Source organism: Sporolactobacillus sp. KGMB 08714, assembly GCF_036598985.1.
In the GTDB taxonomy this organism is placed as follows: Bacteria; Bacillota; Bacilli; order Bacillales; family Sporolactobacillaceae; genus Sporolactobacillus.
In genome coordinates, this window is sequence record NZ_JAUUBW010000073.1 from 102,005 (window position 1) to 118,473 (window position 16,469).

Consider the following 16,469-nt stretch of genomic DNA (forward strand, 5'->3'; position numbering starts at 1 on the left):
AATAATTTTAGAATATCTGTTCGTATCATTTGCCTTTTATAAAGTGTCCTGTGGTATACTTTGAGTAACGATTCATGCCAATTGGAGGGCAGACGAATGGATTTTCAGCTTGTATCAGATTACAAACCGCAGGGAGATCAGCCCGCGGCGATTCGCGAGCTGGTGGAAGGAATCAGGCACGGGAAAAAGCATCAGACTCTGCTCGGAGCAACCGGAACAGGCAAGACGTTTACCATGTCCAATGTGATTGCCGAGGTCAAGAAGCCGACGCTGGTCATCGCCCACAATAAGACGCTTGCCGGCCAGCTTTACAGCGAGTTTAAAGATTTTTTTCCGAATAATGCGGTCGAGTATTTTGTCAGCTATTACGATTACTATCAGCCGGAAGCGTATATTCCGCAGACGGATACCTATATAGAAAAGGATTCAAGCATTAATGACGAAATCGATAAACTGCGGCACTCGGCTACCAGCTCTCTGTTCGAAAGACGCGATGTCATTATCGTAGCGAGCGTTTCGTGCATTTACGGGCTGGGTTCTCCTGAAGAATACAGTTCGCTTGTTGTTTCGCTGAGGCCCGGGATGGAAAAAGACCGCGACGCGATGCTGCGCGAACTGGTCAATATCCAGTACACGCGCAATGACATCAATTTCAGCCGCGGAACGTTCCGGGTGCATGGGGACGTTGTCGAAATTTTTCCGGCCTCGCGGGACGATCACTGTATCCGCGTTGAATTTTTCGGCGATGAAATCGAGCGCCTGACCGAGATGGATCCGGTGACGGGGGAAATTGTCGGCGAGCGGGAACATGTCGCCATCTACCCTGCGTCCCACTTTGTTACGGGACAGGAGAAAATGAAACGCGCCATTACGAATATTCAGGATGAACTGGAGGAAAGACTGAAGGAGCTGCGCGACAACGGAAAACTGCTGGAAGCACAGCGCCTTGAGCAGCGGACACGCTATGATCTGGAGATGATGGAGGAAGTCGGATTCTGTTCCGGCATCGAAAACTATTCCCGTCATCTGACGTTTAGAAAAGCAGGCGAAGCACCTTATACGCTGATGGATTATTTTCCGGAAGACTTTCTGATTATGGTGGATGAATCCCATGCCACGCTGCCTCAGGTCAGGGCGATGTACAATGGCGATCAAGCACGGAAAAATGTGCTTGTGGAGCATGGATTCCGCCTGCCCTCGGCCAAGGACAACCGTCCGTTAAAATTCGAGGAGTTTGAGGAGAAGGTGAACCAGATCGTCTATGTCTCGGCAACGCCGGCCGACTACGAACTGGAGCACTCGGGAAAACCGATTGAGCAGATTATCCGTCCGACCGGGCTGCTGGACCCGAAAGTCGAAGTGCGGCCGATCAAGGGGCAGATCGACGACCTGCTTGATGAGATCAATCTTCGTGTGAAACATGGGGAGCGTGTGCTGGTCACAACGCTGACGAAGAAGATGGCCGAAAATCTGACCGATTATCTGAAAGGAATGGGTGTCAAGGTACGCTATCTGCATTCGGAAGTCAAGACACTGGATCGGATCGAAATCATCCGCGACCTGCGCCGCGGCGAATTCGATGTACTGGTCGGCATCAACCTGCTTAGAGAGGGCCTGGATATTCCTGAGGTTTCGCTGGTTGCGATACTGGATGCGGACAAGGAGGGTTTCCTGAGGTCCGAACGCTCGCTGATTCAGACGATCGGACGTGCGGCGCGCAATGCGGAAGGCAAGGTGATCCTCTATGCGGACCGCATCACCGATTCGATGCGGACGGCAATGGATGAAACCGCGCGCCGGCGCAAAATTCAGGCGGCGTTTAACCAAGTTCACCACATTACTCCTCAAACCATCAAAAAGGCGATACCGGAACTGATCCAGGCAACCTATTCCGTGGAGAGCGGCAACGGCAGCGGAAAGAAGAAAAAACGGAAACTGACGAAGTCCGAGCGTAAGAAAACAATCGTCAGCATGGAACAGGAAATGAAAAAAGCGGCAAAAACACTCGACTTCGAGCGAGCTGCCGAACTGAGGGATATTATCTACGAACTGAAGGCGGAGGGATAACGGGCCTATGGTGTTGGAAAATATTGTTGTTAAGGGCGCACGCGAACACAATCTGAAAAATGTCAATGTGACGATCCCGCGGGATAAGATGGTCGTCATTACCGGCCTGTCCGGTTCCGGGAAGTCCTCGCTCGCCTTCGACACGATCTATGCCGAAGGGCAGCGGCGCTATGTGGAATCGCTGTCCGCATACGCCCGCCAGTTCCTTGGCCAGACGAATAAGCCGGATGTCGACGCAATTGAAGGGCTGTCGCCGGCCATTTCGATTGATCAGAAGACAACCAGCCATAATCCCCGGTCGACGGTCGGAACGGTCACCGAGATTTATGATTATCTGCGCCTGCTGTTCGCACGCGTCGGCCACCCGTTCTGCCCGAATCACGGGATTGAGATTACCTCGCAGACAATTGAACAGATGGCGGACCGGGTGCTCGCTTATCCGGAACGGACGAAACTGCAGATTCTGGCGCCGATTGTATCCGGAAGGAAGGGGACCCAGGCCAAAGTCTTCGAGGAGATTAAGAAAAAAGGGTATGTCCGCGTCCGTGTGGACGGCGAGATGCGTGAAGTAGCTGATGAAATAAAACTGGAAAAAAATAAAAAGCACAACGTCGACGTCGTGATTGACCGGATCATTCTCAAACCGGGGATCGAAGGGCGGCTGTCCGATTCGCTCGAAGCGGCGACCGGGTTATCGGGCGGCCGGGTTGTCGTCGATATCATCGGCGGAGAAGAGCTGCTTTTTTCCGAACAGCATTCCTGTCCGTACTGCGGCTTTTCCATCGGCGAGATGGAGCCGAGACTGTTTTCGTTTAACAGTCCATTCGGGGCTTGTCCCGACTGTGACGGCCTCGGCTCAAGAATGGAAGTGGATCCGGATCTGGTGATACCGGATCCGGACAAGTCGCTGTCGGACGGCGCCATCGCGGCGTGGGAACCGACGAGCTCGCAGTACTATCCTCAGCTGCTGCGGGCCGCCTGTTCCCATTTCGGGATCGATATGAATGTGCCGGTCCGCGATCTTCCCAAAGATCAATGGAAGATCATTCTTTATGGAGCAGGGATGGAGCGCATCCATTTTCATTATGAGAACGAGTTCGGCGACGTTCGTGATAAGGACATGTATTTTGAAGGGGTCATTCCGAATATCGCCCGCCGCTATCGGGAGACGGCCTCCGATTTTACCCGTGAACTAATGTCGGAGTACATGACGCAGAAAGCCTGCCCGTCCTGCCACGGCTATCGTCTCCGCCCGGAAGCGCTGGCCGTGAAAATCGGAGGCAAGCACATCGGCGAGGTGACGGAACTTCCGATCAGAGAATCATTAAAATTTTTTGATTCACTGAATCTGACTGCGAAGGAGCAGTCGATCGCCCGCCTGGTTCTGCGCGAGATTAAACAGCGCACTCAGTTCCTGATCGATGTCGGGCTGGATTACCTGACATTGAGCCGTGCCGCCGGGACGCTCTCGGGCGGCGAAGCGCAGCGCATCCGTCTGGCGACGCAGATCGGTTCACAGCTGATGGGGGTGCTTTATATCCTGGATGAGCCGTCGATCGGCCTGCATCAGCGCGACAATGACCGGCTGATCCGGACGCTGCTCAATATGCGTGATCTCGGCAATACGCTGATCATTGTCGAACATGACGAAGATACGATGCTCGCATCGGATTACATTATTGACGTTGGTCCGGGCGCTGGGGAACACGGCGGGCAGATTACGGCGCAGGGTTCGCCGAAAGAGATCATGGAGAATGAGCATTCGCTGACCGGGCAGTACCTTTCCGGGAAGAAATTTATTCCCATTCCGCGGAAACGGAGAAAAGTCACAAAACGGGCGATCAAAGTTGAAGGTGCCGGTGCCAATAATCTGAAGAATATTACCGTCAGTTTTCCGCTCGGCGTCATGACCGTTGTCACCGGGGTTTCCGGCTCCGGAAAAAGCACCCTTGTCAACGAGGTTTTGTTTAAGGCGCTTGCCCAGAAGCTGAACGGCCGCCGGGAAGCGCCCGGCGAATTTAAGCGGATCCGGGGGATCAAGGAGCTTGACCGGGTCATCCAGATTGATCAGACGCCGATCGGCCGCACGCCGCGTTCCAACCCGGCAACCTACACGGGTGTATTTGATATGATCCGCGAGGTGTTCGCCGCCACGAACGAGGCGAAAGTAAGAGGTTATAAAAAAGGCCGTTTCAGCTTCAACATAAAAGGCGGGCGCTGCGAAGCATGTACCGGAGACGGGATTATCAAGATTGAGATGCACTTTCTGCCCGATGTTTATGTACCTTGCGAAGTCTGCCACGGCAAACGTTATAATCGCGAGACGCTTGACGTAACCTATAAAGGAAAAACAATCGCCGATGTACTTGACATGACCGTGGAAGAAGGACTGGAGTTCTTCAAAAATGTGCCGAGGATCAAACGTCGGCTGGAGCCGCTTTTTGCAGTCGGTCTCGGCTATATCCGTCTCGGCCAGCCGGCAACAACGCTGTCCGGCGGCGAGGCGCAGCGGGTCAAACTGGCGTCCCAGCTCTACAGGCGGACGAAGGGGCGCGCACTCTATATTCTGGATGAGCCGACGACCGGGCTCCATACCGACGATATAGCCCGGCTGCTTGCCGTTCTTCAGGAACTGGTCAACAGCGGCGACACCGTTTTGATCATCGAGCACAATCTTGATGTGATAAAATCCGCGGATTACCTAATCGATCTCGGACCCGAAGGCGGCGACGGCGGAGGCATGGTCGTAGCCTCCGGCACACCGGAACAAGTGGCTGAAATTCCGGAATCGTATACAGGCAGGTATTTAAAGCCGGTTCTGGAAAGGGATCGGAAACGGATGGACGACCGTGCCGGTAAACCGGAGCGCACGGCCGAGAAGGCGCGCTGAAAAAGCGCCTCGCCCGCTCCGCCCGAAACAAAAATCGGCCGATTGCTCCGGGAATGTGAATCTTTTTTTGAAATCATTAGATTCCGCTTGTTATTCTGTATTCCGAGAGGTTATAGTTAAATTACGGCGGAAAGCGACAGGAGGAAAGTGCTATGCATAAGAGGCTGTTTCGCTCGGAAAGTAATCGGATTGTCGGAGGTGTTCTCGGCGGCATCGGTGAATATTTTAATATTGATCCGACGGTGATCCGGATCGCTTTTCTCATTCTGGCTTTGGCGACGGCTGTTTTTCCTTGTCTCATCGGCTATTTTCTGGCCTATTTCATCATTCCGGAACAGAAAGTGTGAATGCGTTTGTTGAACAAGTGGTTTGCCAATACTTTGCTCAATATTATCATCAATATGATTATCTTAATGACGCTGGCAGGCTATCTGCATACGATGGTTCACATTTCGGGTATCGGTACTGCGTTTGCGGCGAGCGTCATTCTTTCCTTCCTGAACGCCTTTGTGCGTCCGGTGCTGATTCTTTTTTCACTCCCGGCCACGGTTCTGACGCTGGGCTTTTTTATTTTCATCATCAATGCGCTGATGCTTTATCTGACATCGGCCATCATTGGGCCCGGTTTTCAGATCGACGGATTCGGAAGCGCGCTGATCGTGGCCATCATCATGGCTGTCTGTCAGCTGATCATTCAAACTTTTATTATCAAACCGCTCCGGCGTAAGTAAGCATTGCAGGAGGAGCTTTGCTGTGTATAAGGCAGGGTAAAATTATATTTTCACATCGCAGCGGCTCATTTCGCATCGGAAAACGACGATGAGCGGGAACAGACGGAAAACCTGCGGGAACGCCGGGCCGGGCAGCCAGGCGCAATCGGAGACAGCGAAGGAGGGTAAAAAAATTTTCTCGCCGGTATGTACGCTTTTGCTGCGGCGGAATTTACGCTTTCGGAGTGCAGGCCGGCCTGGCCGGAGTTTACGAATGCCGCTCAGGTGCACGATGAAGAAAGAAGCGGGCCCAATGGGGTCCGGCAGCAGATATCGCTTATGAATAAAGTGCGCGTCAGTGAACTGATTGAACATTTTGATCTTAAACTGGTAAGCGGCGAAAAAGGGATCGAACGCGAGATTATTGTCAGTGATATCTCGCGGCCAGGTCTTGAGATTGCCGGCTACTTTACTTACTATCCGAGGCGCCGTCTGCAGCTGCTCGGACGGACCGAGCTTTCTTTTTTTAACGAACTGAGTGTGGATGAACGTTACAAGCGTACGTCTCAGATCTGTACATCGCAGACGCCGTGTATTGTCATCTCGCGCGGTATCGAAGTGCCTCAGGAATTTATCACTTCGTCGAACAAACGGAATGTTCCGATTCTGCAGTCGAAGATGAAGACAACGCGGCTGAGCAGCATGATTACTAATTATCTGGAATCCCGGCTGGCGCCGATGACGGCCGTTCACGGCGTCCTTGTGGATGTCTACGGCGTCGGGGTGCTGATTACCGGCGAAAGCGGCGTCGGGAAAAGCGAAACGGCGTTGGAGCTTGTGAAACGCGGGCACCGGCTTGTTGCCGATGATTCCGTCGAGATTCGTCAGGAGGGGGAGTCCGAGCTGGTCGGAAGCGCTCCGGAGCTGATCCAGCATCTTCTGGAGATACGCGGCCTCGGCATTATTAACGTCATGACATTGTTCGGTGCAGGGGCGGTCCGCAACTATAAACGGGTTTCTCTTGTTATTCATCTTGAGCTCTGGGATCAGGACAAAGTATACGACCGGCTCGGGCTGGACGAAGAAAAAATCAAGCTGATTGACACGGAAGTGCCGAGGCTCGTGCTGCCGGTCCGTCCCGGCCGAAATCTGGCCGTTATCATCGAAGTTGCAGCGATGAACTATCGGCTGAAAAACATGGGCTACCATGCGGCCCAGCAATTTTCGGATCGGTTAAATGATACGCTGCATGAACGCTAGAACAGTGATGAACATATAACTCCGGGGTGAAAAAAGAGATGGGACAGACAATTGAACCCTTAAACCGGGTCGCTGTACAGCTGGGGCCGGTCCATATCTACTGGTACGGCATTATTATCGCGGTGGGCGCGCTGCTCGGGCTGCTTCTGGCCATGAGAGAAGGAAAAAAGCGCGGGCTTCCTGAAAATACGTTTATTGATCTGATATTAGTCGCAGCACCGATTGCGATCATCTGTGCGCGCATTTATTACGTGGCCTTCGAATGGTCATACTATGCGCAGCATCCGATCGAAATCATTGCCATCTGGAACGGGGGAATCGCTGTATACGGGTCGCTGATCGGCGGTGTTGCGGCAGCGATCGTTTTCTGCGCGGTGCGCGGGCTGTCCTTCTGGAAAGTGGCCGATATCGCGGCGCCGAGTGTCATTCTCGGCCAGGCGATCGGACGCTGGGGCAATTTTATGAATCAGGAAGCCCACGGCGGGCCGACCACCCGTACCGTACTGGAAAACATGCATCTGCCGACTTTTATTATTAATCAAATGTATATCAACGGCACTTACTACATACCGACTTTTCTCTATGAATCGGTCTGGGATTTTATCGGATTTGTCCTTCTTCTTATTTTAAGACGAGCGAATCTTCAGCGCGGCGAACTGTTTATGTCCTACGTTATCTGGTACGCCATTGGCAGAAGCTATATTGAGGGGCTGCGCACGGACAGTCTGATGCTGGGGCCGCTGCGTGTCTCTCAATGGCTCGCCTGGATACTGATTGTTGTAGGGGCAGGTCTGATTCTCTATTGGAGGCTCAGAAAAGAAAAGCGTCCGCACTATTTGGACTGAGATTGGCTGCGGGACTGATATAAAGAACGGCCTGCCGGGTTTTATTCATACGTCGGCCGGCCGCTCTTTTGCTTCGTTCTGCTAATGATCAAAACTCTCAGGGCCGAACTCATTTGTATCATATCTGCAGGTTAACAAACTTTGAACATCAGAGCATTTGGACGGAAAATGGCAGCAATATGTGATTAATGTCACATTATCCTGCGGTCAAGAATTGTATAAAGTAAGTGGGTGATAAAAAGACACCTGTTGGTGCTTTCCCTAATGTAAGCGCATTCATTCCAGCAAGGGGGGAAAAGAAAATGGTGAATTGGTTGCGCACGAGCAAAACGTCTTCAGTCATTCTCCTCATTTTACGTCTCTGGCTCGGCTGGTCATGGTTTACCGCCGGAGTAGAAAAAGTATTCGGCACGCCGCCGTTCAGTGCGGCCGGCTACTTGAAGAATGCGGTCGCCCATCCGGTGACCGGATCGGCGGGAAACGTGCTCTATGCTCCGTTTAATGCGTTTCTGAGTCACGCAGCACTCCCGGGAGCAGATTTTTTCAGCTTCCTCGTAAAGTGGGGCGAGCTGCTGATCGGATTGGGACTGATTCTTGGGACACTGACAACGGCTGCCGCGTTTTTCGCGCTGCTCATGAATTTCACCTATCTTTTTGCCGGAACCGTTTCGAGTAACCCTCTTGATATTCTGATCGGTATGTTTATTGTTTTCGCGGGTTTCAACGCAGGTAAACTGGGCGTTGACTACTGGGTTATTCCGTGGATCCGCAGAACAGTAAGCGGCTGGTTCCATAAACCGGAACCGACAGATATGGATACAAAGGCAGCGTCTTAACAAAAATAATGAGTGATTGATTCATTCCGCCAAACTGCTGCGTATCGCAAGGAACAGTACACATCAGCGACCTTCTTCCGGAACGCCGGGGAAGAAGGCCGTTTTTCGTTATAGAGACAGCCGGCTGCGGCTGCACTTCTCCCCGCCCCCTCCCAAGGATTTTGCCCTCGGCTATTTTAAATATGCTATACTATTGCTAGTATCATAACGGCGGTTTACGGGGGATCAAAAACTGATGAAAGAGAAGAGCCGACAGAAAAAAGCGCATGTCATTTCATTTCATCATGACGGCGAGTTTTTCTACCAAAGGGGAATGGTCTGCTATCAGAAGGGCGATCTGGAACGTGCAAGCAAGTATCTCAATCGTGCGCTTATGTTTAAACCGGACGAAGTGGAATATCTTTGCCAGCAGGCGGCCATCCTTTCCGAAATGGAAGAGTACGAAACATCGATCAGCCTGTTGAAAAAAGTGGTTTATGAACTTGATGATAAATTAACGGACTGTTATTTCTTTTTAGCGAACAACTATGCTTACCTTGGGGATTTTCAGGAAGCGCTGGATGAGGTCAGCACTTATCTGGCGATGGAGCCGGACGGTGTATTCAGACATGAGGCACTGGAATTGTACCGGATGCTTTCGGAAGAAGTGGAGGACACGGACACCGGGGCAGCGGCTTATATCAGCATTCATGAAAAAGGCCGGCTCGCGCTTGAGCGCGGGCACTTCGAGGAAGCAATCGTTTTTTTTAAAAAAGTCATTGAAGATGAACCGAATTTTCTTGCTGCACAGAACAATCTGGCGATCGCCTATTTTTCGATAGGGGCGACCGTTAAGGCGCTGAAAACGGCCGAATGGGTGCTGGAAAGAGATCCCGGCAATATTCACGCATTGTGCAATCTGGCGACCTTCTTCTATCAGCTGGACGACAGTGACGATTTGGCCGTCATTATGCAACGCCTTGACCGTCTTTATCCGCTGCTTCCGGAACACTGCGGCAAACTGGGTTCGACGTATCTTTATGTCGGAGATTACGAGAAGGCCTGCCGCTGGTTGAAAATCGCCGAACGAAAGGGCGCGCGCTGCGACCAGGTTTTCTATTTCTGGATGGCGCTGGCCGCCTATCATACCGGAGATCAGAAACTGGCCGAACGCAGTTGGCGCCAGGTGGATTACTTCAGCGGCAAACCCTTTCATCCGTTCAAATACAGTAAAATTCAGAGCATGATATTCGAACCGGACGCACAGAAAAATTTTATGGTGCATGATCTGATTAGAAAAGAGGTCTGGGAAGGAAATCGTGCCTATCAGCTTTTTTCCCTGTTCTATCTTGCGGGCATCGGCGATGAAACGACGCTTGAGGAGGTTGCCGGCAGAGGAACGGATTTTGTCGTTAAGGGGATTGCCCGGAGGCTGCTTGAGGAACGCCGTGCGGAAAAAACGGACATGCGGCTTCAGATTATGCGCCAGGTGGAAGCCCGGGTCGGCGGGGAAAAAGAGGCTCTGAAAAATCCGGAACTGTACAGTTTCTGGTCGGTGGTCGACTCGGTGATTGGCCCGTCCGGGGATATGGACTGCAGCGGATGGTCGGCGGCCCTGCTGTATTTATGGAAAAAGGAATTTGGGGGGCGCACCTCACAGAAGGAAATTGCCAGGGAGCTCGGTACGACTGTGTACCGGCTGCGCAAACATGTCGGCGAACTGGCGGCGGCTCTGGACAAGCAGTGGGAAGACGGCATGACCTGGCTGTAAGACGGCCCGCACCGGTGAGCAATATTCTGGACTTTGTTTCCTATATTCTTTAGCATGGAATTATCAAACAGGCAGAAGATAATATTAATATGTAGTGATCGATTAAGATGAGAAAGGACGGGATCGAAATGTCTGAAGAGGAAAAGGTCTATGATGTGATTATCGCAGGGGCAGGTCCTGCCGGCATGACGGCCGCTGTTTATGCCGCCCGTTCCAATATGTCGACATTGATGATCGAAAGGGGGATCCCCGGCGGTCAGATGGCGAACACCGAAGCCGTTGAAAACTATCCGGGGTTTGAATCCATTCTCGGGCCCGATCTTTCAAATAAAATGTTCGAACATGCCAAGAAATTCGGTGCCGAGTATGCATATGGAGATATAAAAGAAATTAAGAACGGGAAAGATTACAAAACCGTCGTTTGCGGCAATAAGGAGTACAAAGCGGTGACCGTGATCATCACGACGGGTGCGGAGTACCGCAAAATGGGCGTTCCCGGAGAGAAAGAGTTCGCCGGCCGCGGCGTTTCCTATTGCGCGGTCTGTGACGGAGCTTTCTTCAAAGAAAAGAAGCTGGCTGTGATCGGCGGCGGCGATTCTGCGGTTGAAGAGGGGACCTATCTGACCCGCTTTGCATCACGGGTAACGATCATCCATCGCCGCGATCAGCTGCGCGCACAGAAGATCCTGCAGAATCGTGCGTTTAATAATGAGAAAATCGACTTTATCTGGGACACGGTCTGCACAAAAGTTAATGGAAAAGACGGAAAAGTTTCCAGCCTGACGCTTCACAATAAAAAGACCGGTGAGGATTCCGACTTCCCGGTAGACGGTGTCTTTATCTATGTCGGCATGGATCCCCTGACAAAGGCAGTCGAGAATCTCGGCATCACCGATGAGAAAGGCTATATCGTGACCAATGAAAAGATGGAGACGAGTATTCCGGGTATTTATGCAGCCGGGGATGTCCGCCAGAAAGAACTTCGCCAGATTGTCACGGCGACAGGAGACGGCAGCATTGCGGCAGACAACGCGCAGAAATATGTGGAAAAGATGAAGGATGTTTCGGCGGTAGGCTGAACAGTCCCGGAAAATGAGCCGGGCGGTCCGGCTGCCTGCCCTGATGTATATGAGACACGTTTTGACGGGCGGGATCAATCTTTTCATCGCTCTTTAATCTATATGTAATCGTTCTGAAACGTAAAAGGATTAATATAAAATAGGAATTGACCCCCTTTTAATATATAATATCAAGGGACACGGCAATCATTGCGTGTCGCTTTTTTTGTGTAAAAAAAGGGGATACGAAAAGGCGGGCGGAATTGAGCATTAGAAAAGCCGTGCCTTTAGCGTAAGCCGGAACCTTCCCTGCGAAGCCGCTCCCGGCCTTGTGATGGACAGGCCGCAGGACGCGGCGCCGATGTTCGGCCTTTTATCCGGACCTTCTTAAAAATTTTCTTTTTTTACTTTTAGTAAGCATAAGAAAAATAAGGCCTCGCTGCTTTTTCTTTGTGCGAAAAAATTCATAAAAGCCCGGACAGGCTTCTTTCACGGTGTTCAAACGGCATAGCTTCCGGCACCGGCACGCGCCGTCCGGTCCGGCGGGACACTTTCTCACTTTCTGAACCCCGAATTTTCGAGTATACTGTAAGAAAAGCGTTTCATCTTCGGGAACCGCCTGTTTCGCGAACCGAATCACGATACGCTTTTTCAATGAATTTACTGTTGACGGGACGGATGAAAGATGAAAGACATTCAAGTGGTGATTATTACCGGAATGTCGGGTGCCGGAAAAACGGTGGCGACCCGTATTTTTGAGGACCTGGGCTATTTCTGTATTGATAATCTTCCGCCGACCCTGATGCCTAAGTTCATCGATCTGATTGAAGACTCCGATTCGGACAAATTGAATAAAGTGGCATTGGTGATGGATTTACGCGGCAGGGAATTTTTCGATTCACTTTTTTCCTCGCTTGATGCCTTTAGCAAAGCCGAAAAAATCAGACCTAAAATACTGTTTCTGGATGCAAAGGATCAGACGCTTGTTCGGAGATACAAAGAAACCCGCCGCTCACATCCTCTCTCGCAAAAGGGACGCCCGATCGAGGGCATCCAGCTGGAACGGAAAAAGCTTGAAGAAGTGAAGGGGCTTGCTCAGTATTATATTGATACGACGGATATGAGCCCGCGCCAGCTGCGTGATCGGATTATCAGCGAGTTCGGCGGCGAGAGCGAGACGTTCCGTGTGAATCTGCTGTCCTTCGGTTTTAAGTACGGGCTTCCGATTGACGCCGATCTCGTTTTTGATGTGCGTTTTTTGCCCAATCCTTACTATATACAGCACATGCGCGCAAAAACCGGACTGGATCCCGATGTTTCCGAGTACGTCCTGAAATGGACGGAAACGCATCAGTTTCTTGGAAAACTGATGGATCTCCTTATCTTCATGCTGCCGCAATATAAACGTGAAGGAAAGGGGCAGCTCGTGATTGCGATCGGGTGTACGGGAGGAAAGCATCGTTCTGTCGCTCTTGCCGAGTGGATCAGTCAAAAACTGTCTGAAAATTATCCGACCAGTGTATCGCACCGGGACATTGAGAAAGGGAAATAAATAAAAATGGCCAATCGAAAAAAAGTTGTCGCGATCGGCGGCGGAACCGGACTGCCGGCAGTGCTCCGCGGTCTGAAGAAGTACCCCGTCGATATTACAGCGATTGTTACCGTGGCTGATGACGGCGGAAGCAGCGGCATGCTCAGGAACGAGCTGCAGATCCCGCCTCCTGGAGATATCCGCAACGTGCTTGTTTCATTATCCGATATTGAACCGGTGTTCGAAAAGCTGCTTCAGCACCGCTTCAGGACCGACAGCGGCCTGAACGGGCACTCTTTGGGCAATCTGCTGATTGCCGCCCTCACGTCGATTACCGGCGATTTTGTCAAGGGCGTCCGTGAAATGAGTCATATTCTCAATGTTCACGGAGAGGTGCTTCCCGCTGCCGATCAAAGCATCGTTCTCGGCGCGGTGATGAATGACGGAAGCATTGTTGAAGGAGAATCACGCATTCCCCAGGTGAATAAGAAAATCAAGCGCGTCTTTCTGAAACCGGACGATATCCGGCCTTTGCCTGAGAGTGTGAAAGCGATACGTGAGGCGGATATGATTACTCTCGGACCGGGGAGCCTCTATACGAGCGTTGTGCCGAACCTGCTGGTACCCGGGCTTGCTGCCGAGATCTGCCGATCGGGCGCACGGAAAGTCTATGTCTGTAATGTGATGACCCAGAAAGGGGAAACGGACGGTTTTTCCGCGTCCGACCATGTTGCTGTCATGAACCGGCATGTCGGGAAGCCGTTTATCGATACGATCATTGTCAACAATAAACCGATTGCACCGGATATCCTGAAGCGTTATGCCGCCGAAGATGCTGAACCGGTTTCTGTAGACAGAGAAAAACTCGAGGCAGAAGGCATTAATGTCATCAGCGCGCCCCTGATTAAGACAGCGGAAGGCGTTATCCGCCACAATGAGGCGGCAATCGCCAGTCTGCTGATGACGCTGTTTTCCGAGAAAAAAGTGTGAAAGTCGGGAGGTCTTGCCATGTCTTTTGCCGCGGATACGAAGAAAGAGCTGACTATGCTGGAGGTTGACGATTGCTGCGCACGGGCGGAACTGGCTGCGCTGACCCGGATGAATGGATTTGTATCGATTCGGAACAAGCATGTCGAGCTCGACATTGCGACGGAAAACGCGGCGATCTCCCGGCGTATTTACAGGCTGATTAAGCAGGTGTACAATTACCGGATTGAAATTCTTGTCCGGCGGAAAATGCGGCTGAAAAAAAATAATGTTTATATTGTCCGACTGAAGGAATCGGCCGGGCCGTTTCTGCGGGATCTGAAAATTATTGACGACAGCGGCCAGTTTACGCGGGAGATCGCTCCGGAACTTGTCGGGAAGAAATGCTGTCTGAGATCCTATCTTCGCGGAGCCTTCCTTGCCGGAGGCTCGCTCAATCACCCGGAGTCTTCCTATCATCTTGAGATTTTCTCGAATTATGAGGAACATACGCGTTCTTTAGCGAAACTGATGAATACGTTCGATCTGAATGTAAAGATGCTTGCCAGAAAAAACGGTTTTATTATCTACATGAAAGAAGGAGAAAAAATCACCGATTTTCTCAGCATCATCGGAGCGAACAAGGCTCTGTTCTATTTTGAAGATATACGCATTGTCAAGGACATGCGCAACTCGGTGAACCGGCTCGTCAACTGTGAGACGGCGAATCTGAACAAGACGGTCAGTGCCGCAATCAAACAAGTAGAAAACATCCGTCTGATTGAAAAGAGTGTAGGCCTCGAAGAACTTCCGGACAAACTAAGAGAGATTGCCGAACTCAGACTGAAGCATCCCGATGTTACTTTGAAAGAACTTGGCGAACTAGTCAATGGCGAGCCGATCAGCAAATCGGGAATCAATCACCGCTTTCGAAAAATCAACGCGATTGCCAGCAATATCCGGAAAAGCCGGCAATAAAATAATTGACGCACAGAAGAGGCGTCGCAGATGCCATATCGAAAGGGAGGGAAAATCAGTTGCTAGAAAAGACAGTGACCGTGCAGTTGAAGGAGGGGCTTCAGGCTCGCCCCGCCGCTTTGTTTGTCCAGGAGGCTAACCGCTTTCATTCTCATGTGACACTGGAAAACGACGGCAAAGTAGTCAACGTAAAAAGCATTATGGGTGTCATGAGCATCGCGCCTGCATTCGGGGAAGTGGTCGTTATCAGGGCAGATGGTCCCGACGAGCAGGAAGCGGTTGCGAAACTGGCGTCGTTTATTGAAAATAATCGTTGAAAAAAACTCCGTTTTCGACATGGAAAACGGAGTTTTTGTCCTCTTAAAAATGCTCAAATCCGGACGCTTTATTTTGACGACGTCAGAATTTCATCAATCAGGCCGTATTTTTTAGCCTCTTCAGCGGACATGAAATTGTCGCGATCGGTATCACGCGAAATAATATCATACGGCTGACCGGTTCTTTCCGCATAGATGTGGTTCAATTTCTCGCGAATCTTAAGAATCCGTTTCGCGTGAATTTCCATGTCGGAAGCTTGTCCCTGCATTCCGCCGAGCGGCTGGTGAATCATGATTTCGCTGTTCGGAAGAGCATAGCGTTTGCCGATTTCTCCGGCGGTCAGCAGGAAGCTGCCCATGGAGGCGGCCATGCCGATGCAGATGGTCGACACTTTAGGCTTGATATACTGCATCGTATCGTAAATCGCCATGCCGGCAGTAATGGATCCGCCGGGACTGTTGATATAAACTGAGATATCTTTTTCTGAATCTTCTGCGGCGAGGAAGAGCAGCTGGGCGACGACGGCGTTGGCTACGTTGTCGTCAATGGCCGTGCCCAGCATGATGATCCGGTCCTTTAAAAGGCGTGAATAAATGTCGTAAGCACGTTCACCGCGGTTTGTCTGTTCAATGACTGTCGGTATTAAAGGCATTGAACGAAACCCCCTTTTCACTTGGAATAAGATGACTTTCATATTACCAAAATTAATCATATACTAAAGGTCAATATAGGTCAAATTTTATTGCCTGGAAAAAATTCCTGCAGGGGCCGCCTCTTCTTCATGCATTTTCAGCTCATCAGAAAGCCGGGAACCGTTCTTGCCCCCGCGGGCAATGCCGCACCGGCCGTTCGTCGGCTCGAAAGGAGGGCCGGCTGTCTCCAGTTAACGATCCATTGCGCCGAAACGCTCTGAAGTCGCTCTGTTCAGGGAACAAATAGTCCCACCGGGAAAATCATTGATCCTTCATGATAAAAATGGAAGAGACTGGATAAACAGAAGAAAAACAAAAGAGCTTCAGCCATCACAGGCTAAGCCCTTTTGCTTCTTGTTTATATGATGCGCTCGAGAGGATTCGAACCCCCGACACATGGTACCGGAAACCATTGCTCTATCCACCTGAGCTACGAGCGCACATCTGTAAAAAAATTTTATTCACTGACATTTATCTATTCTAAGCGATTAACTTCCATTTTGCAAGGCCCATTTTTGAATCAGATTGATTTTTTATAAAATGGGTATCTCCTCAACTCATGTAACCA

At 51.0% G+C, this 16,469-nt stretch carries 14 protein-coding genes and 1 tRNA gene; 13 read left to right on the plus strand and 2 right to left on the minus strand.

The annotated features are described in order from the left end of the window. Positions 1–96: 96 nt before the first annotated feature. From uvrB to Q6A92_RS19290, 13 genes are all read left to right on the plus strand, one after another. Positions 97–2,067, plus strand: a complete 1,971-nt coding sequence (uvrB, locus tag Q6A92_RS19230) for an excinuclease ABC subunit UvrB (protein ID WP_274398570.1) — start codon at positions 97–99, stop codon at positions 2,065–2,067. A gap of 7 nt (positions 2,068–2,074) precedes the next feature. Continuing rightward, positions 2,075–4,957 carry an excinuclease ABC subunit UvrA gene (uvrA, locus tag Q6A92_RS19235; RefSeq protein ID WP_332239077.1) on the plus strand — a complete coding sequence of 961 codons (2,883 nt, stop codon included), beginning with the start codon at positions 2,075–2,077 and terminating at the stop codon, positions 4,955–4,957. A 152-nt stretch (positions 4,958–5,109) separates the two neighbouring features. After that, entirely contained in the window at positions 5,110–5,304 is a 195-nt protein-coding gene (locus Q6A92_RS19240; protein WP_274398573.1) for a PspC domain-containing protein, read from the plus strand. 6 nt (positions 5,305–5,310) lie between these two features. Then, positions 5,311–5,688, plus strand: coding sequence for a phage holin family protein (locus Q6A92_RS19245; RefSeq protein ID WP_332239078.1), 378 nt, complete (start codon positions 5,311–5,313; stop codon positions 5,686–5,688). A gap of 318 nt (positions 5,689–6,006) precedes the next feature. Next, positions 6,007–6,927, plus strand: coding sequence for an HPr(Ser) kinase/phosphatase (gene hprK, locus Q6A92_RS19250; protein ID WP_274398575.1), 921 nt, complete (start codon positions 6,007–6,009; stop codon positions 6,925–6,927). Positions 6,928–6,965: 38 nt separating this feature from the next. After that, positions 6,966–7,772 carry a prolipoprotein diacylglyceryl transferase gene (lgt, locus tag Q6A92_RS19255; protein ID WP_332239079.1) on the plus strand — a complete coding sequence of 269 codons (807 nt, stop codon included), beginning with the start codon at positions 6,966–6,968 and terminating at the stop codon, positions 7,770–7,772. A gap of 302 nt (positions 7,773–8,074) precedes the next feature. Then, positions 8,075–8,608 carry a DoxX family protein gene (locus tag Q6A92_RS19260; protein WP_332239080.1) on the plus strand — a complete coding sequence of 178 codons (534 nt, stop codon included), beginning with the start codon at positions 8,075–8,077 and terminating at the stop codon, positions 8,606–8,608. 235 nt (positions 8,609–8,843) lie between these two features. Further along, positions 8,844–10,358, plus strand: coding sequence for a tetratricopeptide repeat protein (locus Q6A92_RS19265; protein ID WP_274398581.1), 1,515 nt, complete (start codon positions 8,844–8,846; stop codon positions 10,356–10,358). A gap of 128 nt (positions 10,359–10,486) precedes the next feature. Further along, positions 10,487–11,437 carry a thioredoxin-disulfide reductase gene (gene trxB / locus Q6A92_RS19270; RefSeq protein ID WP_274398583.1) on the plus strand — a complete coding sequence of 317 codons (951 nt, stop codon included), beginning with the start codon at positions 10,487–10,489 and terminating at the stop codon, positions 11,435–11,437. A 664-nt stretch (positions 11,438–12,101) separates the two neighbouring features. After that, positions 12,102–12,968 (plus strand): RNase adapter RapZ, encoded by an 867-nt coding sequence (gene rapZ / locus Q6A92_RS19275; RefSeq protein WP_274398584.1) that lies wholly within the window; start codon positions 12,102–12,104, stop codon positions 12,966–12,968. A gap of 6 nt (positions 12,969–12,974) precedes the next feature. Continuing rightward, positions 12,975–13,937: a gluconeogenesis factor YvcK family protein gene (locus Q6A92_RS19280; protein WP_274398585.1), complete on the plus strand. Its 963-nt coding sequence runs from the start codon at positions 12,975–12,977 to the stop codon at positions 13,935–13,937. Positions 13,938–13,955: 18 nt separating this feature from the next. Then, entirely contained in the window at positions 13,956–14,891 is a 936-nt protein-coding gene (gene whiA / locus Q6A92_RS19285) for a DNA-binding protein WhiA (RefSeq protein ID WP_274398587.1), read from the plus strand. A gap of 59 nt (positions 14,892–14,950) precedes the next feature. Then, a complete protein-coding gene (locus Q6A92_RS19290; protein WP_274398589.1) occupies positions 14,951–15,208 on the plus strand; it encodes an HPr family phosphocarrier protein in 258 nt (85 codons plus the stop codon). Positions 15,209–15,276: 68 nt separating this feature from the next. Here Q6A92_RS19290 and clpP read toward each other — a convergent pair whose 3' ends face one another. Beyond that, entirely contained in the window at positions 15,277–15,861 is a 585-nt protein-coding gene (gene clpP, locus Q6A92_RS19295; protein WP_274398591.1) for an ATP-dependent Clp endopeptidase proteolytic subunit ClpP, read from the minus strand. 406 nt (positions 15,862–16,267) lie between these two features. Continuing rightward, positions 16,268–16,341: transfer RNA gene (locus Q6A92_RS19300), tRNA-Arg, on the minus strand. Between the last annotated feature and the right edge of the window lie 128 nt (positions 16,342–16,469).

Coding starts and splice junctions, on each gene's coding strand:
- uvrB (WP_274398570.1), top strand. CDS start 97: ATGGATTTTCAGCTTGTATCAGATTACAAACCGCAGGGAGATCAGCCC.
- Q6A92_RS19280 (WP_274398585.1), top strand. CDS start 12,975: ATGGCCAATCGAAAAAAAGTTGTCGCGATCGGCGGCGGAACCGGACTG.
- whiA (WP_274398587.1), top strand. CDS start 13,956: ATGTCTTTTGCCGCGGATACGAAGAAAGAGCTGACTATGCTGGAGGTT.
- clpP (WP_274398591.1), bottom strand. CDS start 15,861: ATGCCTTTAATACCGACAGTCATTGAACAGACAAACCGCGGTGAACGT.
- uvrA (WP_332239077.1), top strand. CDS start 2,075: ATGGTGTTGGAAAATATTGTTGTTAAGGGCGCACGCGAACACAATCTG.
- lgt (WP_332239079.1), top strand. CDS start 6,966: ATGGGACAGACAATTGAACCCTTAAACCGGGTCGCTGTACAGCTGGGG.
- Q6A92_RS19240 (WP_274398573.1), top strand. CDS start 5,110: ATGCATAAGAGGCTGTTTCGCTCGGAAAGTAATCGGATTGTCGGAGGT.
- Q6A92_RS19260 (WP_332239080.1), top strand. CDS start 8,075: ATGGTGAATTGGTTGCGCACGAGCAAAACGTCTTCAGTCATTCTCCTC.
- Q6A92_RS19265 (WP_274398581.1), top strand. CDS start 8,844: ATGAAAGAGAAGAGCCGACAGAAAAAAGCGCATGTCATTTCATTTCAT.
- rapZ (WP_274398584.1), top strand. CDS start 12,102: ATGAAAGACATTCAAGTGGTGATTATTACCGGAATGTCGGGTGCCGGA.
- hprK (WP_274398575.1), top strand. CDS start 6,007: ATGAATAAAGTGCGCGTCAGTGAACTGATTGAACATTTTGATCTTAAA.
- trxB (WP_274398583.1), top strand. CDS start 10,487: ATGTCTGAAGAGGAAAAGGTCTATGATGTGATTATCGCAGGGGCAGGT.